The sequence below is a fragment of the Kitasatospora sp. NPDC038210 genome (assembly GCF_055600605.1).
The window spans coordinates 74,633-93,768 of sequence record NZ_JBVJYK010000027.1 but is presented as its reverse complement, the minus strand read 5'-3'; the positions used below and the strand labels follow the sequence as shown (position 1 = coordinate 93,768).

The 19,136-nt window shown below is 71.2% G+C and carries 16 protein-coding genes and 2 pseudogenes; 4 read left to right on the top strand and 14 right to left on the bottom strand.

All coding sequences use genetic code 11. From position 1 onward, the window contains the following. Positions 1 to 686: 686 nt before the first annotated feature. Positions 687 to 1,297: pseudogene (locus ACZ7KX_RS35570) on the top strand (DinB family protein); the annotation flags it as partial. 458 nt (positions 1,298 to 1,755) lie between these two features. Here the strand turns inward: ACZ7KX_RS35570 and ACZ7KX_RS35565 are convergent. After that, positions 1,756 to 2,430, bottom strand: coding sequence for a hypothetical protein (locus ACZ7KX_RS35565; protein ID WP_470330123.1), 675 nt, complete (start codon positions 2,428 to 2,430; stop codon positions 1,756 to 1,758). Between the two features lie 428 nt (positions 2,431 to 2,858). Between ACZ7KX_RS35565 and ACZ7KX_RS35560 the strand changes: the two genes are divergently transcribed. Further along, positions 2,859 to 3,569: a hypothetical protein gene (locus ACZ7KX_RS35560; protein ID WP_470330122.1), complete on the top strand. Its 711-nt coding sequence runs from the start codon at positions 2,859 to 2,861 to the stop codon at positions 3,567 to 3,569. A 76-nt stretch (positions 3,570 to 3,645) separates the two neighbouring features. On the opposite strand, the gene ACZ7KX_RS35555 is transcribed toward ACZ7KX_RS35560, so the two are convergent. The 12 genes and pseudogenes from ACZ7KX_RS35555 to ACZ7KX_RS35500 all read right to left on the bottom strand — a co-directional run bounded on the left by ACZ7KX_RS35555 (position 3,646) and on the right by ACZ7KX_RS35500 (position 16,325). Next, on the bottom strand, positions 3,646 to 4,041 hold the full coding sequence (locus ACZ7KX_RS35555; protein WP_470330134.1) for a DUF6262 family protein: 396 nt from the start codon (positions 4,039 to 4,041) through the stop codon (positions 3,646 to 3,648). A 13-nt stretch (positions 4,042 to 4,054) separates the two neighbouring features. Next, the gene (locus ACZ7KX_RS35550; RefSeq protein ID WP_470330121.1) at positions 4,055 to 4,999 is read right to left on the bottom strand and encodes a tyrosine-type recombinase/integrase; all 945 of its coding nucleotides are present in this window, start codon (positions 4,997 to 4,999) and stop codon (positions 4,055 to 4,057) included. Between the two features lie 168 nt (positions 5,000 to 5,167). Further along, complete coding sequence (locus ACZ7KX_RS35545; protein ID WP_470330120.1) at positions 5,168 to 5,386, bottom strand: hypothetical protein; 219 nt, start codon at positions 5,384 to 5,386, stop codon at positions 5,168 to 5,170. Beyond that, on the bottom strand, positions 5,383 to 6,792 hold the full coding sequence (locus ACZ7KX_RS35540) for a tyrosine-type recombinase/integrase (protein ID WP_470330119.1): 1,410 nt from the start codon (positions 6,790 to 6,792) through the stop codon (positions 5,383 to 5,385). The genes ACZ7KX_RS35545 and ACZ7KX_RS35540 overlap by 4 nt, the downstream gene beginning before the upstream one ends. A gap of 80 nt (positions 6,793 to 6,872) precedes the next feature. After that, positions 6,873 to 7,184, bottom strand: a pseudogene (locus tag ACZ7KX_RS35535) (DNA/RNA helicase domain-containing protein); the annotation flags it as partial. Positions 7,185 to 7,206: 22 nt separating this feature from the next. Continuing rightward, positions 7,207 to 8,382: a serine hydrolase domain-containing protein gene (locus ACZ7KX_RS35530; RefSeq protein WP_470330118.1), complete on the bottom strand. Its 1,176-nt coding sequence runs from the start codon at positions 8,380 to 8,382 to the stop codon at positions 7,207 to 7,209. 115 nt (positions 8,383 to 8,497) lie between these two features. Beyond that, positions 8,498 to 9,568, bottom strand: a complete 1,071-nt coding sequence (locus ACZ7KX_RS35525) for a serine hydrolase domain-containing protein (RefSeq protein WP_470330133.1) — start codon at positions 9,566 to 9,568, stop codon at positions 8,498 to 8,500. Positions 9,569 to 10,021: 453 nt separating this feature from the next. Beyond that, positions 10,022 to 11,272 carry a valine--pyruvate transaminase gene (locus ACZ7KX_RS35520; protein WP_470330117.1) on the bottom strand — a complete coding sequence of 417 codons (1,251 nt, stop codon included), beginning with the start codon at positions 11,270 to 11,272 and terminating at the stop codon, positions 10,022 to 10,024. A 125-nt stretch (positions 11,273 to 11,397) separates the two neighbouring features. Then, positions 11,398 to 11,967: a hypothetical protein gene (locus ACZ7KX_RS35515; RefSeq protein WP_470330116.1), complete on the bottom strand. Its 570-nt coding sequence runs from the start codon at positions 11,965 to 11,967 to the stop codon at positions 11,398 to 11,400. Between the two features lie 5 nt (positions 11,968 to 11,972). Next, complete coding sequence (locus ACZ7KX_RS35510; protein ID WP_470330115.1) at positions 11,973 to 14,651, bottom strand: penicillin acylase family protein; 2,679 nt, start codon at positions 14,649 to 14,651, stop codon at positions 11,973 to 11,975. A 28-nt stretch (positions 14,652 to 14,679) separates the two neighbouring features. Then, positions 14,680 to 16,083, bottom strand: a complete 1,404-nt coding sequence (locus ACZ7KX_RS35505; RefSeq protein ID WP_470330114.1) for an aldehyde dehydrogenase family protein — start codon at positions 16,081 to 16,083, stop codon at positions 14,680 to 14,682. Next, positions 16,080 to 16,325: an MbtH family protein gene (locus tag ACZ7KX_RS35500; RefSeq protein ID WP_350523449.1), complete on the bottom strand. Its 246-nt coding sequence runs from the start codon at positions 16,323 to 16,325 to the stop codon at positions 16,080 to 16,082. The genes ACZ7KX_RS35505 and ACZ7KX_RS35500 overlap by 4 nt, the downstream gene beginning before the upstream one ends. 95 nt (positions 16,326 to 16,420) lie before the next feature. Here ACZ7KX_RS35500 and ACZ7KX_RS35495 point away from each other — a divergent pair, with 95 nt between their 5' ends. Next, positions 16,421 to 17,302 carry a polysaccharide deacetylase family protein gene (locus ACZ7KX_RS35495; protein ID WP_470330113.1) on the top strand — a complete coding sequence of 294 codons (882 nt, stop codon included), beginning with the start codon at positions 16,421 to 16,423 and terminating at the stop codon, positions 17,300 to 17,302. A 23-nt stretch (positions 17,303 to 17,325) separates the two neighbouring features. Here ACZ7KX_RS35495 and ACZ7KX_RS35490 read toward each other — a convergent pair whose 3' ends face one another. After that, complete coding sequence (locus tag ACZ7KX_RS35490) at positions 17,326 to 18,096, bottom strand: aspartate/glutamate racemase family protein (protein WP_470330112.1); 771 nt, start codon at positions 18,094 to 18,096, stop codon at positions 17,326 to 17,328. 488 nt (positions 18,097 to 18,584) lie between these two features. Between ACZ7KX_RS35490 and ACZ7KX_RS35485 the strand changes: the two genes are divergently transcribed. Beyond that, positions 18,585 to 18,905 (top strand): phosphopantetheine-binding protein, encoded by a 321-nt coding sequence (locus ACZ7KX_RS35485; protein WP_470330111.1) that lies wholly within the window; start codon positions 18,585 to 18,587, stop codon positions 18,903 to 18,905. Positions 18,906 to 19,136: the final 231 nt, after the last annotated feature.

Below are 19,136 nucleotides of genomic sequence, written 5' to 3'. Positions count from 1 at the left end.
TCGGCAGAGGGGTCCTGCTGAAGGGCCGACAGATTGCTGTCACTCGCGGTGACGAAGGCGGCCCTGGGGACCTGGGGACCATCTGGGGACCAGTTTGGGACCGCGCCTGGTGAGCGCCTATGAGCGCCCGTGGGCGATAGCGGGCATCTATGTACGAACTTGAACCCACCTGGGCACCCGGCGGGTTCCGGCTCTGCCGATCGTGGATCTCCATGACGAGTTTCAACTTCCCTTGTTTTCAGTGCACTTGAGCAACAAAAAAGCCGAGGCCGTGAGGCCTCGGCTGTCGACACTAGTTGAACCCCTTGACTGGGGGTCAAGGGGTCGCAGGTTCAAATCCTGTCGTCCCGACAGTGATGTCGGAGCCCCGCTGACTGGACGGAAGTCCAGGCCAGCGGGGCTTTTGCCGTTTCCGAGGGCGGGTCAGCGTACGAGCCGCAGGTGGCGGCCGGGGGACTCCGGCGGGACCAGTGCGGGACCAGGGGCCGGGCGAGGGCCGCTCGGGTGCGCGCTCGGCGCGTCGCCGGCCAGCTCGATCGAGCGCCGGCCGGGGTGTAATGGTGGAGTCGGGTATTGAAACTGTCCGAATGCCTGCCGCATCAGGGATCCCAGGGGGACGGTTCGAGGTGTTGACGGCCCAGTTGCCGGCTGATGCTTCCTGGGCAGCCGGCAAGTTCACGCGATCGCTGTCGGCAAGTGATGCGAGACTCGGCCCCACGAAGCCCAATGATCCTAAAGATGACCTGCACCGCTACCTCAAAGGAGCCCGGGAAGCCATCATCTGGAAGCTGGACGGATATCCGAGTACGACATCCGCCGCCCCCTGACGCCGACTGGCACCAACCTCCTCGGCCTCGTCAAGCACCTCGCCGGCGTCGAGCTCGGGTACTTCGGCCCGACCTTCGGCCGCCCGCACAACGAATCCCTCCCCTGGCACGAGGAAGGCGCCGAGCCCAACTCGGACATGTGGGCACCCATCGACGAGTCGCGCGAGGACGTTCTCAGCCTCTACCACCGCGCCTGGGCGCACACGGACGCGACGATCGAGGCGGTACCGCTGGACGCGATGGGCCACGTCGCGTGGTGTGGCGACAGCGGAGACGTGACTCTTCAGCGGATCATGCTGCACATGACGACCGAAACGAACCGGCACGCCGGCCACGTCGACATCGTTCGCGAACTGATCGACGGCAAGGTCGGCATGCTGAAGGACAACAGCAACATGGATGGCGGCGACGAGGCGTGGTACCAAGATTACTGGAACCGACTGGAGGCGTCCGCCAAGGAGGCTCAGGCCAAGCAGAGCCGAGGTCGTTCGGGGACGCTGTGTCATGACGGCGTCGTCCCTGGCTGTTGTCGAGCGAAGCGGCGTGTGACGTCGGCGGCGTAGGCGGCCCAGTCCCCGGCGGCGGCTCGCTGCCATTTGACGGCGACGGTGATGTCTGTGCCGAGGGTGCGGGCGAGGACTGCGGCGGGCAGCTCGGTGGCGAGCTGGAATAGGGGGCGTTGAGCGCGTCTCCGCGAGTCGGATGCCGAGTTTGCGGAGGCGTTCGCCCATGGCCCAGGCGCTGATCGGGCGGCCGGGCTGGCCGCCAGGGAACAGCCAGGGCGAGTCCGTGCGTGCGAGGACGGCGTGGCTGCGGCGAAACGTGGCCTGCAGGATGGCCAAGTCTGCTACGAGTTCGGGCAGTTGGACGGGGACATCGCCGAGTCGGATGCGGACCGCTCCGTCGGTCTGCTCGATGTGGTCGACGGTCAGGCGGGAGATCGCTGCGGGCCACTGGGCATAGAGGAGCAAGAGCAGGCCGGCGAGGCGGTCTTCGGTTCGGATGGTGTCGTCGTGCAGCAGTCGGCGGGCTGTGCCCAGCGGGCCTCGTCGTCCATCGGCCGCGACGGGCCATTCCACCTCACGGCTGGGAAGCTGAGGTCGCGGGCGATCTTCTGGGAGAGGGCCCAGCGCACGAAGTTGCCTGCTTCCCGGCGGTGGCGCACGTCGTCGCTGGTCATCCAGTGTTCGAGGTCGATCTGGCGGCAGGTGGCGAGAGTCAGGTCCTGGTCGTCGAGCCAGTTGAGGAGGTGGACGGCTGCCCGCAGGTGCTGGCGGACGACTGTGAGCTGGGTGTGGGTGATGTCCTTGCCGCGGCAGCGGCGGCGAAGGCGGCGCAGGAGGTGCCAGGTCGCGTATCGGTGCAGGACTTTGCGTCCTTCGACGGTTGCGCGGGAGGCGACGAGATCTCTGACATGTCGTTCGAGGCGGACCAACTGCTCGTCCCGCTGCGGGTGGGTGCCGGTGGCCACGAGCACGCTGCGGATGTGCTCGACGACCTTGTCTTCCGGGAGTTCGTCCAGGGCCTCATGGGTCAGTGGTCGGCGGCCGGAACCGAGATCGGACCGGACGGTGGCGACGATGCCCTTCGAGAGCCAGCGCATTGCGGTGCCAGCGCGTTCGGTGCCAGCCAGAGCGTCGTGGAGAGCCTGCAGTTTCGGTGATATGGCGCCCGCATCATCGGCGAGGAGTTGGTGGGTCCGGTGCTTGAGAGTGCAGCGAGGACATGCCCTTGCTCGTCGCGGGTCGCCGGTTCGCGCCGGGCACCGCAGCGTGCGCATTCCTCGACACGCGACTCGGCGATGCAGTTGCGGCATACCCGCTCCCCGTCCAACGGCTTGTCGACGCGGACGACCCGGTGGCAGCGGGGACAGGCCGGCCGGACGACCCCGGCGACTCCCGCCTCATGCAGCAGGTCGATGAACTGCAGGATGGCGCGATGCGGTGCGAGACGGCCCTCGCCGGCGTAGGCCGGAGCCCCCCCGGGGACACCGCTCGGTCGCGTGTCAGCCTGGGCATGCAGAATGCGTCCATGATTGACAACTACCGGGCCGGTGACGTGCTGAAGCTGGAGTGCCCGTTCACCGAGACCACGGTCACCGAGGTCTCCCGCTCCTACGTTTCCGTGTGGTGGCCGTGGTTGGAGGTGGACCCGCAGGCCAAGAACATCAGGTGGAACGGCCGGCGGGCGATTCCAACGCCCGAGGCCGGCGAGTGGGAGATCTTCCGAACGGAACCGGCGGAGACTGCACTGAGGAAGGGTGACACGTGCCTCGTAGGGATCCCCGCGACCGTGGTGCACGTCCAGGCGGTCTATCACTTCGATCCGCCCCAGGTCACCGGCATGCTGCCGCGGCCCGCGTCCTACCTCGACCTCCTGCGGCAGGGTGACACCTATGACCCCGAGCTTGAGGACCAGACTTACGCGCTCGATCCGGCCGGCGGCGAACCGATCCGCATCGAGCTGCTTTTCCGCCCGTACGCATTCCTTGAACCAGGCGATGAGGTAGCCGACCGAAACGGGCGCGTCTGGCGGTTCGATGCGGCCTGGGACTGGCACCCCTTCGACGGTGAGCATTCGGGAACCCCGGCCTGGCCACTGGCTCTGCTCTCCCGCAACGGTGAGCCGACGCCGGAGGAAGTTGCGGCGGTTGCCCGGGCGACGGCGGTAGGCAGCCACGCGGAGGCGCTGGAACAGTGGACTGGACTCACTCTCGCGCAACCAGCTGCCCATCAGCAGTAAGCGACAGGACAGCGGGCGCTGGGCTCCGATCCGCTCGAACGGGCTCGCGGTGACAGTTCGGACTGCGACGTGACAGCTATCGCTGCGAGGCACGCTGCTCGGGCGGGCTGATGCGAGTCGTCCCGGCGCGTTGTCCACCGAGTGCGCGGGCGAGTTGGTCACGGAGTTGCTGGTTCTCCTCGGTAGGGCGCCGGATGCGGGCGTTGGCGGCTTCAAGGCGCCGCAGCAAGGATCCGTCGGAGGTGCGCTGACGTGCAGGAACCGGCGAGCCGGGGTCGCGGCGGTGTGCTGCCCGCAGCCGCTCGATCTCCTCTCGCAGGTCCGGCTGGGCATAGAGCCAGGACCGGGACACTGCGGCCCGCTTCGCGACGGTCTCGAAGGTCACCGGCTCGCCCGCCAGGTCGAGGGAACGGAGGGACTGGACGGCCTTGGCGCGGGTGTACTCGCTGCGGCGACGGGCGGCGTCGACGATGTGCTGGCTGTTGTCAGCTCGTATCGGCGCTCCCCTCCGGCCGTCCGAGGTCGTCTTCCGAACTGGTGATGATCTTCTCCAGATTGTTGAGGACTTGGCGGGTCATCTCGACCACGCGGGCTTGGCCGCGGGCCTCGGCGGCGGAGACGATCTGCAGCAACTGCTGCTTCTGCTCGCGGTGCTGCGGCAGGGACTCGGGGGTCGTGACGAACATCGGGCACGTCAGGCACGCGTTGGCATGCGGACAGGTCCGTTGCACCGGCAGGCCGCAGTAGCCGTTGGGCAGGGCCTGGGTCACGCGCCCGAGCCGCTGCTTGGCCCAGGTGGCCTCAGCAAGAGGGCCGTCGGGATCGACGGTGACGCTCTCGCCCTTGATGTTGACCTCGCGGGCCTTCTCCCAGTGCCGGCGAACCGTGGAGTCGTGCAGCCGGGCATAGTGGGCGGTCATCTCGCCGGAAGAGTGATCGAGAAGGGCGCGTACGACTTCCTGCGGGACGTCCCGGTTGATCAGCCTGGTTCCAGAAGTGTGGCGCCATCGGTGGGGCGTCAGATGGACCGGTCGGCCGTGTTCGTCCTGGACGTCGCATCGCTCCAGCCGGCGGTCGAGCCGGCCGCGGCAGGAGTGCGTGGTCAGTGGCCGAGTGCCGTCGGGGTTCATCCGGGGCGCCGGGAACAGCCATCGGCTGCCGCCGGGCCAACGCTCAAGGACGCGCTGCTGCTGGGCGGCGATGTCGCTCCCGGCCTCCTCGCCGATGGGGACCAGGGCTTCGCGTTTCATCTTCCGGTTGAGGTAGCGCAGGTGGGCGGCGCCGTCGGCGTCCCGGCTGATGCAGTCGAAGTCCAGGTGGCAGGCGTCGCCGACCCGCAGCCCGCAGCGCATGAGGATCAAGGTCAGGACACGGCCGTCGGGGGTGCAGACTCGCTCGCCGCTGTCCTCGACAGTCGGCAGGCCGGCCACCCACGTTCTCTTGTCGGGCTGGCTCGCTCGCTCCCAAAAGCCGTGGTGGCGCACGCACAGACCCTGCCGGCCCGCCCCGAAGCGACATCCGGCGACGGCGCACGCCGTCAGTTCCGACCGCCCGAGCGGATCGGGCCCGGGATCGGTGATGAAGGCTTCGACGTCCGGTTACCCTCGCCGCTGCCAGCGGTAGTAGTGGCCCCGGCAAAGCTGGCGGGTGCGGGGCTGGCGCGGACATCCAGGAACCCGGCACGAGCCCAGCCCGAAGATCAGTTCACCGGGCGCGGGGATGAACACGTCCACGCGGAACTCCGGCCGGACGGCGGCCATCAGCTTGCCGAGCAGGCCGACGCCGGGGGCCGGAGCGGCAGACATCGCGTCGCTCACCAGCACACCTCCCGGCCGGTCAGGAATCCCGCGGCCTCCAGGGCTCGGCGGGCGTCCTCCGCGGACAAGTGACCGTAAATGTCGTGCGTGGTGGCGATCGAGGAATGTCCGAGCAACGTACTGACCACTTCGATCGGCACCCCCTGCCGCAGAAGCAGGGTGGCCCGGGTGTGCCGGAACCAGTGGGGATCGAAGTCGAACCCAGTGTCCCGCCTCAGCCGCAGCACCAGGTCGTAGACGGAGGCGTAGGTCAGCGGATGACCGTAGGAGCCGCTCCACAGGTTGACGAACATGTAGTCGCTGTCCAGGTCGCCGTACTCACCGTGCAGATAGTCGGCGTAGAGCCGCACGATCTCGGGACCGACGGGAACGGTGCGGGGCGAGGCGGACTTGGCCCGTGCCCGGTTGTCGTTGACGCGCGGCGTCACGGTCAACGCGCCTTGCGCCACGGCCAGGTCCTCGTGCCGCAGGCCCAGGGCCTCGCCTATCCGGATCCCCGTCTCCCACAGGAGCGCGAACAGGAACCGGTCCCGCAGCCGGGTGCAGGCGTCCAGGATCGTCCGGGCCTGGGTGGCGGTCAGGAGCTGAGGACTCAAGAGAAGCTGGATGAAGCGACGGTCCACCCCGTCCTCGGTCAGGTGCGTGACGTACGAATGCCGCAGAGCGTGCGGGACCAGCTCCTTCGGCAGCCCGAGGGCGTCCCGGGACGACTCGAACCGATCGTTGATCGAGCCGGGCTGAAGACGCCCTCCCCGCTCCGTGATCCACAGAGCCGGGTGATCGGGGAACCCGAAACGCGGGCGGACGTCCTCGACGTAGTCCGCGACCGCATCGACCGCCCGGTCCGTCACCGACAGCACGTTCCTCCGGCGCGGCGGCTGACCCTTCTTCGCCTTGCCGTAGCGGACGTTGAGCGTGCCGTACCCGCCGAACTGGCGGGCCTGCGGGTTGCGTCCGAAGTCGACCACGTCGAGTTTGGAGGTCTCGGTCCGCCGAAGCCCCCATCCGTAGATGACCTTGAACAGCGTGGCGTCGCGGTAGGCCACCAGGGCGCCCTTGCGCTTGGCCCGCACCGCCCGGTCGGCCTGGTCGTCGGCGTAGTCGAGGAAGAGCTGCAGCTGTTCCCGGATGAACGGCTTCGCCTCCGGGACGCCCTCGTAGTCGGTGAGATGGGCGATGGTGTTCCACTCGTGGCAGACCGCCACCGGGAACGTGCCGAAGGCCTCCTCGCAAGCCGGCCCCCAGCCGCAGCGGCCGTCGATGAGGAACTCGCTGAACAGCCGCAACGTGCCCTGGTAGCTGCGGATCGTGGACGGCGCCAGGTGCTTCTCACCCGTCAGGGAGAGCGACCACTCGTCCACATGGGCCGGTACCCACTGCCACGGGTACTCGTTCGCGAAGTCCATGAACCGGCGTATGAGCCGTTCCCGGTCCTCAACCGTCTCGTTCTTCGGGCCCCGCGACTTCTGCTGAGCACGCCAGCCCCGCAGTCCAGGCCCTTTGCGGCAGCGGCGGCGCGGATCTGGGCCACCGTACCCATCTCGCCCGGCCGCACGACCTGGTGCTCGTCCAGCAGGAACACCGGCACCCGGGCGGTGTCGATCAGTTCCTCGATCTGGGGCTTCCCCGTGCGCTGCGCGGCCCGGGTGCAGCGGTTCGCCGACGTCTCCCGGATCCGGTGGGCCTCGTCGCAGATCAGGACGTCCAGCCCGGTGCGCTCGGCGGTCATGAAGCCGGCCACCTTTCCCGCGAGCAACTGGTCCGCCCCTACCTGCCGGTGTTCGGCGCGCTCGCGCAGCCTACGCCGGGGGTGGGGGGAGTCAGTGGCAGAGGGCTGCGTCCAGGGTGTCCGCCATGTGCTGTGCGCCGACCGCGTCGGGGATGGTGGTGACCGTGATGGCGGCGGCGCGGCCGTCGTCGGTGACGCCGTTGCGGGAGCGGTAGCCCGGGGAGGTTCCGCCGTGGCCCCAGGCGAGGCCGCCGCAGGAGAGTGGCCTGCTCTGCAGGCCCAGCCCGTAGCGGACTCCCGGGCCCAGGAGTTCGGCGGGGACGGTGGTGCGCATCTCGGCGAGCTGTGCCGCGGGCAGGAGCCGGCCGCCGAGGAGTGCGGCGAAGAACGAGAGGAGATCGGTGTTGGTGGAGACGATCGCCCCCGCCGCCCAGGCCATCGAGGAGTCCGTCCCGGTGTAGTCGATCGGGGGCGCGTCCGGCGAGCTGCGGTAGTAGCCCTGAGGGTGGGCCTCGTGGATGCCGGTGTCCCCGGGGACGGGGAAGTAGGTGTGGCGCAGGCCGATGCGGTCGATGACGCGCTTGGTGATCTCCTCGCCGACGGGCCGTCCGGTGACCTTCTGGATGAGGAGCCCGGCGACGATGTAGTTGGTGTTGCTGTACTCCCAGCCGGTACCCGCGGGGAACCTGGCCCTCTGGGCGAGGGCGCCGTCGAGGAGGTCGCGGGGTTCGAAGTAGCGGTACTGGATCGCGGCGTAGTCCGCGAGCGCGGGGGCGTCCATGTACTCGGGCAGGCCGCTGGTGTGCTGGAGCAGCTGGCGGACGGTGATGTTGCGTCCGTCGATGCCGTCGCCGCGGAGCAGGCCGGGGAGGTAGGTGTCGACGGGGGAGTCCAGGCCCACCTTTCCTTCGGCGACGAGCTGGAGGACGACGACGGCGGTGAAGGTCTTGGTGTTGCTGCCGGCGCGTACCTGCCCGTCCACGGGGACCTTGGCCCCGGTGGTGAGGTCGCCGACGCCGGCGGTGTAGGTGCGGGTGCGGCCGTCGCGGCCCTTGACGGAGGCCAGTGCGGCGGGCATGCCGTCGTCCTTCACCAGGGCGTTCAGGCCCGACTGGACGGTGTCCGGCCTGCCGCCCGCGAACGCCGCGGTCGGTGCCAGGGCCGTGGCCGCCACGACGCCGGCGGCCACGGAGGCCACGGCCGCCGCCAACCCGCGCCGGCCACGGCGGCGTCGGTCGGCCCGGTTGTGCTGTACGTACTCGTTCACGGAGCAACTCCTCTGCTGGAGGGGGGAATCGGTGGGACGAGCGGGTTCTGCGCGCAGGTGCGTGCAGAACCCGCTGGTCGTACCGGTGCGGACGCTCAGGCCGGATCGGGGAGGGTCAGCGGCACAGGGCGGAGTCCACCATGGCCGCCACGTGCTGCTTGGGTGCGTCACCCGGGATGGTGGTCACCGCGATGCTGACGGCGCGGCCGTCATCGGTGGCGCCCCCGGCGGTCTCGTAGCCCGGGATGGTCCCGCCGTGGCCCCAGTACAGGCCACCGCACGACAGCGGCCGGCTCATCAGGCCCAGCCCGTAGCGGGTGCCCGGACCCACCTCGTCGGCGGGGACGGTGGTGCGCATCTCGGCGAGCTGCGCCGCGGGCAGGAGCCGGCCGCCGAGGAGCGCGGCGAAGAACGAGTCGAGGTCGCTGTTGGTGGAGACGACGGCGCCCGCCGCCCAGCCCCAGGACGGGTCCAGGTCGGTGTAGTCGCGGAGCGAGCCGCCGGCGTCCCGGTTGTAGCCCTTGGGGTGGGCTTCGTGGATGCTCGTGTCCCCCGGGGTGGGGAAGTAGGTGTGGCGCAGCCCGATGCGGTCGACGATGCGCCGGTTGATCTCCTCACCGAGCGGCCGCCCGGTGACCTTCTGGATGATCAGGCCCGCCATCAGGTAGTTGGTGTTGCAGTACTCCCATCGCGTGCCCGGGGCGAAGTGGGCCTTCTGGGCGAGGGCCGTGTCGAGCAGTTCACGCGGTTCGTAGTACCGCTTCGGACTGGTGAGGATCGCGTCCTTGTCCACGTACTCGGGCAGGCCGCTGGTGTGCTGGAGCAGCTGGCGGACGGTGATGTTGCGTCCGTCGATGCCGTCGCCGCGGAGCAGGCCGGGGAGGTAGGTGTCGACGGGGGAGTCCAGGCCCACCTTTCCTTCGGCGACGAGCTGGAGGACGACGACGGCGGTGAAGGTCTTGGTGTTGCTGCCGGCGCGTACCTGCCCGTCCACGGGGACCTTGGCCCCGGTGGTGAGGTCGCCGACGCCGGCGGTGTAGGTGCGGGTGCGGCCGTCGCGGCCCTTGACGGAGGCCAGTGCGGCGGGCATGCCGTCGTCCTTCACCAGGGCGTTCAGGCCCGACTGGACGGTGTCCGGCCTGCCGCCCGCGAACGCCGCGGTCGGTGCCAGAGTCCCGGCTGCCATGACCCCGGCGGCCACGGCGGTCACGACCGCCACCGCCCGGTGTCGGCTGCCCCGGCGGGAGAGCGGGAAGCGGCTGTGCGGTGCATGCTCGTACACGAAAGGACCCCTCCGATGAATGGCGCCGGTGATTCCCGGCCTCGGTCAAGAGGACCATTCGGGGGAGGGGGAGTTCGTCCGCACCCGGGACGAAACGTGCCCGGGAGCAGGCTCCGGGGGTCGCACCCGGCCAGGACCGTGCTCCTGGCCGTTCGGTGCCGATCGGCACGGGCCGTTGGTGCGTGGCACGGCCGGCACCGGCCCCGTGGCCCCGCGACCGGGTGCACGGGGCCGGTGTCCGCAACCCCGCTCCACGGCAGCGCCGGTGGGGGTGGTGGAGGCGGCAGCGCCGGTGGAGGCGGTGGAGGCGATGGTGGCGGTGGGGCGGGTGCTCGGCATCGCCCACGGCCGGGTGGGTCAGGGGCAGAGGCCTCGGACGGCCTTGGCGATGCGGGTGATGCCTTCGGTGAGGGTGTCCTGGGCGGGGCTGAGGCTGACGCGGAAGCAGCGGGTGCGGTGCGGGTCGGCGGGGCCGTCGGGGAAGAAGTGGCGGCCGGGGACGATGAAGACCTTGTCCTGCTTGAGGCGTTCGTAGAGGGCCATGTCGTCGAAGCGGTCTTCGTCGATCCAGAACCAGCAGAACATCCCGCCGTCGCCGGAGTGCAGGCGCCAGGGCACGGACTCCGGCATGACCTCCTCGAAGAGCTTCTCGGCCAGGCGGCGGCGCTCCTGGTAGAAGGGCGAGACGGTGTGGGAGATCAGGTGGTCCAGGCGGCCCGAGGCCAGGGCGCGGGCCACCACCGACTGCTGCAACTGGGGGGCGTGCAGGGCCGAGTTGGCCAGGAAGGAGACCATCGGGGTGATCCAGCGCTCGGCGCCGACGGCGAAGGCGATGCGCTCGCCGGGGAGGCCGGCCTTGGAGAGGGTGAAGCAGTTGATCACGTGGTCGTCGAAGGGCGGGGGCGTCAGGGTCGGCGCGATCCGGGGGAACGGCTCGCCGTAGGCGTGGTCGAGCAGGAGCGGGACGTCCCGGCGGCGCGCGAGGTCGACGAGGGCGTCGAGTTCGGCGGCGTCGACCGCGCGGCCGGTCGGGTTGCCGGGGCTGGACAGCAGCAGCATCCCGGTGTCGGGCTGCGCCTCCAGCGCCTCGAAGTCGAAGGCGTAGCGGAAGCGGTGGGGGCCTTCGGGGACGGGCGTGGCGGGGACGCCGACCACGCCGCCCGGGTGGAGGCAGAGGCCCTGGTAGCCGGTGTAGTCCGGGGACATCGGCAGGACGACCTTGGTCCCGCCGGCGCCGGCCGGGCCGGGGCCGGCGAACAGCGCGGCGGCGGTGAAGCAGAGCATCTGGCTGCCGGGGCCGACGGCGACGTTGCGCGGGGTGAGGGACCAGCCGTACCGGGTGTTGAAGTAGTCGGTGATCGCGTCCACCAGGGCGGCCGAACCCCGGGACGGGCCGTACTGGCAGCTGGCCGAGGCGAAGTCCTCGGTCAGTGCCTCCTCGGTCAGGCTCCGCCACTCGGCGATCGCGTCCGGGATCGAGGCCGGGTTGCCGATGCCGAGGTTCAGCCAGTCGGCCGGGCCCGAGGCCGTGCTGACGGCGATGTCCTCCATGATGCTGCGGAGGCCCGAGAGCGTGGCCATCTTGCTGCCGATGAGGGACAGCGCCATGTGGAGGTTCCCTTCTGGGGGCGGGAGGGGGAGGGCGTGGGGGAGCGGACGGAACGGGAGAGGAGGGGCGGCCGGGGACCGGCGGTGTGCGCCGGTCCCCGGCCGGGTCGCGCAGGCGCCTGCGGTCAGGCAGCCTCTGCGGCCTCCACGGCTGCTGCGGCCGCCGCGGGTGCCGGGCGGTGCGCGGCGGTGCGTCCCCGGGGTGCGAGGGTCCGGCCGACCCAGGCCCCGAGCAGCGCCTGGACCATCGCGATCAGGAGGGCGACGGCCACGATGGCGGTGGCGAGCGGGGGGAGGCCGGCCAGTGCGGCGGTGGTCCGTGCGACCTCGCCCACCGGCGCACCGCCCAGGGCCTGCACGCCCAGCGGGACCGCCCAGCCGAGGGCGGCCGCCAGCGGGGCGGTGAGGTAGCCGCGGGAGGGGCGGGGCGTGCGGGCGAACCGGCTGGTGGCGCCGGCGGCGGCGCCGACCAGGAAGGGCACGAACCAGAGCCCGACCAGGGTGCCGAGGGCGGTGGCCGCCGTCCCGCCGACGAGCGTGACGATCGCGGCCGTCGCACGGCGCGGCCCGGGGGCGGTGTCCTCGGACGGGGCCGGCGCGGGGGCGGCCGCGGTCGGGTCCGTGGTCGCTTCCGTGGCCGCCGGTTCCCCGGCCGGGTCCGGGGGCGTCGTGGTGGTTCCGGTCGGCTTCGTCATGTCGGTCATCCTTCGCCTCGCAAGGTCCAGCGGATGTCGCCCGCGCCCTGTTCGTCGGCGGTGCGCAGGGGACGGAGCGAGCCGCTCCACCAGTCCGGGGCCAGGTTCTTGTACCAGGGGGAGGCCGGGTTGTCGCTCTGGCCGCCGGGGTAGATCGCGCGGGCGTCCGCGGTGCCGGCGGGGCTCCAGCCGACGACCATCCGCAGGCTGGGGCCGTAGTTCGAACTCAGGCCGTTCTCGGCCACGTTGACGGTCCACGGGCTGCCGCCCGCCGGGCGCGGCCCGTCGCCGAGCGCGGGGGCTCCGGTCAGCGAGGGCACCACCCGCTCGTGGATGCGCCCCCACTTCCACTCGCCGGGCTGCCCGCCGAGCCGGCCGTTCAGGTAGTCGACCGCTTCGGTGAAGGACGCGCGCATCGCGTCGGGCGCGGTGCGCCGGGGGCCGCCGGGGGCGGTGAAGGCGGGGTTCTCCGGGTCGGTGAAGGTCCACTTCTCCAGGTCCTGCATCAGCCCGACCGGGGTCCGCAGCAGGTCGAGACCGGCCGGGTCCACGTCCACCGGCACCTTGGCCGAGTCCCACCAGGGCTTGAAGACCTGCTCGACGTACCCGCCGTAGAAGGCGAACCAGATCGCGGCGGCCGGGGAGTCGGCGTCCATGGAGCAGTTCCACTCGGAGAGCAGCTTGCGGGCCGCCTCCTGCTGCGGCGTCAGCTGCGCGCCCTCCAGGGCCTGGAGCAGCTTGGGCACCATGCGCTGGGCGAGCTCGTCGGTGACGTCGTTCTGCAGGGCCGCGAACGAGTCCGCGGTGAGCTGCCGGCCGGGCTTGGACAGTTCGGCGAAGATGCGGTTGGTGCGGTAGCCGGTGTCGAAGTTCGCGGCGGGGCCGATGTAGTACGGGTAGTCCGGGCCGACCGGTCGCTGGTTGGCGGTGACCAGGAGTCCGGACGGCGGGTTGTAGACCTGGGGCACGGCGTCGAAGGGGATGGCGCCGACCACGTCCGACTCGCCGGTGCCCGGCAGCGGTCCGCGGGCGTCGCCCGAGGCGATCTGCGGGTACGAGCCCGGGGCGATCACCCCGATGTTGCCCTTCTTGTCGGCGTAGGCGAAGTTCTGCGCCGGGGCCTGCCAACTGTGCAGCGCGGTGCGGAAGCTGTTCCAGTCGGTGGCGGCGTTGAGGTCGAGCAGCGCGGCGAGGTTCTGCGACGGGCGGTTGCCCATCCATTCGACCGACGTGGTCTCGCCCTTCTCGGTCAGCAGCGGGCCGTGCACGGTCAGCCCGACCTCGACCGGGACGGGGGCGCCGCCGCGGACCGGCACCGTGTACTTCACCTTCTCCACGGGGTACCAGGCGCCCTTCCAGAAGTAGGCGTCCGGGTGCTGCGGGTCGGTCTTCTCGCGGTAGAAGAAGGTGGACTGGTTCTGGACCGCCGTCAGCGACCAGGAGACGTCGGCGTTGCGCCCGATGAGCACGGCCGGCATGCCGGGCAGGCTGGCGCCGGTGACGTCGTACCCGGGGGACTTGAGCGAGATCTCGTACCAGTACGAGGGGAGCGACAGCTTGAGGTGGGGGTCACCGGCGAGGATCGCGCCGCCACCGGTCGCCGGGCCGTTCGCCAGCCAGGCGTTGCTGTTGGGGTAGAGGTGGCGGGTGGTCTCCGGGAGCTTGGCCATGCCGCGCAGGACGGCGGTGGCGGCTTCGGCGGTGGACCCGCTGGTGTCGACGGCCGTCGTGGCCGTGGACGGCGCTGCGGCGGTCGCCGTCGCCGTCGCGGTGGCCGTCGGCTGAGCGGAGCCCGGGGTCGCGGGGGCGGCCGGAGTCGCCGGGGCGGCCGGGTCCGCGGCGGCCGGCGCCGCGGTGCCGTCGCCGGTGACGCCGGTGTGGCCGGCCGCCGAGGCCGCGTTGGCGTTCGGGCTGTGCAGGGGCGCGAGGCCGAGGTTCTGGTACGGGCCCGGGGCGTACGGGTGCTGCTCGTTGGCGGGCACGACCGGGAACCACTCCGAGGCCCGCTCCGCGCCGAGCGAGTTGCTCAGCAGCGCGTAGGTCAGCGGCCGGGTGTCGAAGCTCAGCGTCTGGGTGAGCACGCCCTGGACGACCAGGCTGTCCACCGGGGTCCAGCGTTCCGGCCGGACGCCGGTCAGCCCGTAGACGGTGGGCCACTGGCCGTTCCCGTCCAGCTCTTCCAGCCGCGCGTTGACCCCGGCCGCGTAGGCGGTGAGCGCCTTGGCGGCCTTGCTGTCGCGCGGGGTCGCCGCCCAGGTGGCCTCCGCGGTTCGGTGGATGCCGAGGGTCAGCTCGAAGACGTCCGAGTCGATGCCGGAGGGGCCGTTCAGTTCGGCGAGCCGGCCCTCGCCCAGGCGCCGCTGGGCGTCCATCTGGAACAGGCGGTACCGGGCGGCGAGGTAGCCCTGGGCGGTGAACAGGTCCTCGTCCGAGGTGGCGTGGACCGAGGCCACGCCGTCCGCGGTGAACGAGACGTCCACCGGGTGGTCGAGCCCGGGTATGCGGATCTGCTCGTTCTTCGCCGGACGGGCGTCCTCGGCCGACGGCCAGACGCCCCCGCCGGGCATCAGGGCCCGGCCGAGCGCCGGTACGGGGCCGAAGCCGACGCCGAACACGAACATCGTCACGCCGGCGGTGCACACGGCGCCCAGTACTCCCGCCGTGCGGCGGATCCTGGCTTTCATCACTCTCCTGTCACCCATGGCCGGCCGGTCAGCGCCGTGCACTGTTGCGGACCTTGATCCGCGTGTATTCGAGCAGTCCCCAGTAGCCGTACTCGACGCCCAGCCCGGAGGAGCGGACGCCGCCGAACGGCACGTCGGGACGCAGGTCCCCGTGGGTGTTGATCCACACGGTGCCGCTGTCGAGGAGCGGCGCGAGTTCCTCCGCCGCCTCCTGCGGCCCCCAGAGCGAGGCGCCGAGGCCGTAGCGGGTGGCGTTGGCCCGGCGGACGGCGTCGGCCGGGTCGTCGTACGCGATCACCGGGATGACCGGGCCGAACTGCTCCTCCACCTCCAGCTCGCAGCCCTCCGGCAGGTCGGTCACCACGGTCGGGGGGTAGAAGTGGCCCGGGCCGGGCAGCGGGGCACCGCCGGCCACGATCCGGGCGCCCCCTGCGACGGCGTCCTCGACCAGGGCGTGGACCCGGTCCCGCTGGACCCGGCTGACCAGCGGGCCGAACGCGGACTCCGGCTCGCTGCCGGGGCCGACGACCGCGGACCCGGCCAGGGCGGCCAGCGCCGAGACGAGGTCGCCGGCCAGCTCGCGCGGTGCGTAGACCCGCTTGACGGCGGCGCAGAACTGGCCGCTGTTGGCGAGGGCGGCGTGGAACAGTGCGGGTGCCACGGTGGTGAGGTCGGCGCCCGGGAGCACGATCGCCGCGTCGTTGCCGCCGAGTTCGAGGACCACCGGCAGCAGCCGGTCCGCCGCCTGGCGTGCGATCGCCTTGCCGGTCTCCACCGAGCCGGTGAAGGAGATCATGTCCACCGCGGGGTGCTCGGTGAGCGACCGGCCCAGCGAGTGGTCGCCGGAGACGACGTTGAGCACGCCCGGCGGCAGGCAGCCGCGGAGCAGTTCGCCCATCCGGAGCGTCGACAGCGGCGTCTCCGGGGAGGGCTTGACGACCACCGTGTTGCCGGCCAGCAGGGCCGGGGCGAACTTGCAGACCGACAGGATGATCGGGAAGTTGGACGGGGCGATGGCCGCGACCACGCCGTGCGGGACCCGCTCCAGCGTGATCCGGGCGCCGTCCTCGGCCGGCAACTCCTCGGCGTCCAGCTTCAGTTCGGCGGTGTGCCCGAACCAGTCGGCGGACAGCCGCACTTCGCCGCGGGCGGCGGCCAGCGGCTTGCCCTGCTCCCGGCTGAGCAGCCCGGCCACCTCCTCCAGGTGCGCCCCGAGGACGTCGCCGCAGGCGCGCAGGGCGGCCCGGCGCTCGGCCACCGGCACCGCCGCCCAGCCGGCCGCGGCCGCGGCGGCGGCGGTGACGGCGGCATCGAGCTGCTCGGGGGAACACGCGGGCGCGTGCGCGAAGGGCTCTCCGGTGGCCGGGTCCTCCACGGGCAGGACGGAGGCGCCGGGCACCGCCGCGCCGTCGATGGTCAGGGCGGGTGTCACGCCGAGGCCTCCGCTTCCGCGCCGCCGCCGGCGAGCCGGTCGCGCAGGCTCAGCGGGCGCATGTCGGTCCAGACCTCCTCGACGTGGGCGAGGCAGGCCTCCTTGTCGCCCTGCATCCCCGCGTCCCGCCAGCCGTTCGGCACCTCCCGGTCGAGCGGCCACACCGAATACTGCTCCTCGTGGTTCACCACGACCCGGAACAGCTCGGCGTCCGCCGGAATGTCATTCGTTCGACTACCCACTTGGATTCCCTCTTTCTTTTCCTGACGGAATTGCTAGAGTGTCGCCGGAGGCCGCACCGGCGGCTTCTCCGATAACTTCTCGAAAAGGTAATTCAGTGACGACGCAGAAGGATCAGATCGAGATTCCCACCGTCCGCTGGCCCGAGCGGGTGCCGGCCGGGGACTGGCTGCAGGGCTCGTCCGCCGTGGTGGTCCTGGGTGTCGACGTGGACGCCGAGTCGCCCGTGCTGGCCCGCGGGGAGCACTACATCGACCACCTGACGACGATGTCCCACCAGGCGTACGGCCCCCGCGTCGGGGTGCCGCGGATCCTCGACCTGCTGGACCGCTACGACCTTCCGGCTACGTTCTTCGTGCCCGGAGTTTCCGCCGAGCGGTGGCCTTCGGTGATGGATTCGGTGGCCGAAAAGGGGCACGAGATAGCGCTCCACGGATTTACCCACCGGCACCCGGTGCACCTTTCCGAAAGCGAGCAGCGGGAGGAGATCGAGCGCAGCCTGAAGACGTTCTCCCGATTCGGCGTGCAGCCGACCGGGTACCGCGCGCCGAACTGGGAGATGACCCGCTACACGCTCGACCTGCTCGGTGAGTACGGGCTGCGCTACGACTCCTCGCTGATGGACGACGACCGGCCGTACGCGGTGCGCAGCGGGGAGCACACGATCGCCGAGCTGCCGGTGCAGTGGCTGCTCGACGACTGGGAGCAGTACGCCTTCCTGCCCGAGCCGAACATCGGCCAGCTGATCGAGGCGCCGTCGAAGGTGGTGGACCTGTGGACCGCCGAGCTGGAGGCGATGCGCGGCTTCGGCTCGCTGTGCATGCTGACCGTGCACCCGTTCCTCACCGGACGCCCCTCGCGGCTGGCCGCCCTGGAGCAGTTCATCCGGTTCGTGCTGTCCCGGGGTGACGTGCGCTTCGCCCGTGCGGACGAGGTGGCCGAGCTGGTGCTCGCCGGGCAGCCGCAGCCGCAGCCGTAGCCGTACCGGCCGCCGCCGGCCGATCAACTCCGCCACCCCGCAGTGCTCGTGACGGCCTGCGGGGTGCGGAGTTCGGTCACGCAGGCCGTGACGAGGGCGGCCAGGCTGGAGACCGAACGCTCCTCGGGCAGGCCGGCGGCCTCGTAGGCGAGCGGGAGTTCGGTGCAGGCGGTGAGCACGGGGAGGTCGTGCTGCTGCCACAGGCCGTGCACCGCGGAGGCGAGCACGGTGCCGCCCTCGGCCAGTCGGTTGGCCTTCACCAGGACCCCGGCGCGGTGGATCTCGGACCGCAGCGGCTCCTCGGGGATCAGCAGCCGGTAGCCGAGTTCGGCCGCGCGCCGCTGGTAGATGCCGCTGTGCACGGTGCCGGTGGTCGCGGCCAGCCAGCCGCCCGCGGGGCTGGTGCGCATGGCGGCCCGGAGCGTGGCGTCGGCGATGTGCACGAGGGGCACCGGCAGCAGTCCCTGCAGCCGGTCGATGAAGGCGTGCGCGGTGTTGCAGGGCACGACGAGCAGATCGGCACCCCAGGCGACGAGTTGCTCCAGGGCGTTGCGGATCGGCAGCAGCGGTTCGTCCGAACCGGCGAGGATCGCCCCGGTGCGCTCCGGAATGCCGGGTTCGGACAGCATGACGATGCGGGGGTGCTCCTGGTCCGACTGCGCGGGCACGGCGAGCGAGAGCAGCCGGAGGAACTCCGCGGTAGCCGCCGGCCCCATGCCGCCGAGTACTCCAAGTGTCCGCGCGGGCGCTCCGGTTGTCGTTCCGGCGGCCGTTCGGTCGTCGACTGGTATCACGGTTCTGCCCCCCTGCGGATCCCTGCGGATCCCGGCATGGGTGCGGGAATCGCGGTGTCCGACGGAATGGATTAGCCGGGGGAGAAAGCCGGTGGCGCTCCCCGGTCCGGAAGTGACGGGGCGGTCCGCGATAGCCGTGCGGTCGCCATTGGGAGCCGCTGCGGGACACGCCCGAGAAGGTGGAGAAAATGCCCGGCAGGAAAGCCGGGTGGACCCGTCGCTGCGGCGTACGGTACCACAGGTGATCAGGAGGGCACCCCCGCCGAACGGGGGGTTCCGGTTCGGGAATCGGTGCACGCCAGGGGCCTGACGGCCACCGGAAGTTGATCTCTTGCGGAGGCAATCATGGACATGCTTGGATGCAAACAACTGCTCGACGGACCATGAGCTCGACTCGGCGCCGGACCGGGGTCTGCGGACCTCGCTAACCCGCCGATCAATCAAGCAAGTTGACGCTGGACCTATATGGCTCCTTGGGGGGAACCGTAGTGATTCAGGACGACAGCAGCACCATTGGCGCCCCCACCGGGGAGGCGCCCGCATTGTCGACGGTGACCCTTGCCGTCATCGACATCTGGTCGGACGTGCTCGAAGTGACGCCCGACACGATCGACGCCGAGACCTCGGATTTCTTCGAGCTCGGCGGTTACTCTCTGCTCGCGCTTCAGGCCATCGGACGCCTGCTGGCGACCCACGGCATCGAGCAGGACGCGGCTCTGGAGCTTGAGGGCCTGCTCCTCAACGAGCTCTTCGAGCAGCCGACCGCAGCCGCGCAGGCGGCCTGTTTCGTCGCCAACTTCCCCCAGTGACAGGCCTCCCGGCGCGTCCGGGAGTCCTCGTCGCTGTGCTTTCTTGCTGATCACCACCTGCCGGCCGGTCGTTCACCGGCCCGGTCAACGCCCGCGGTTCCCCGACGCTGCCGCCGGCGTGTCCCAGTGTGCCCAATCGCCCTGCCCTGCCCGGGCCGTGGGGCCGCGCTCTTCGATCTCCGTGCCTCGTCGGGTCGACGCCGATTCCTGTCCGGCCACCGTGCCGACAGG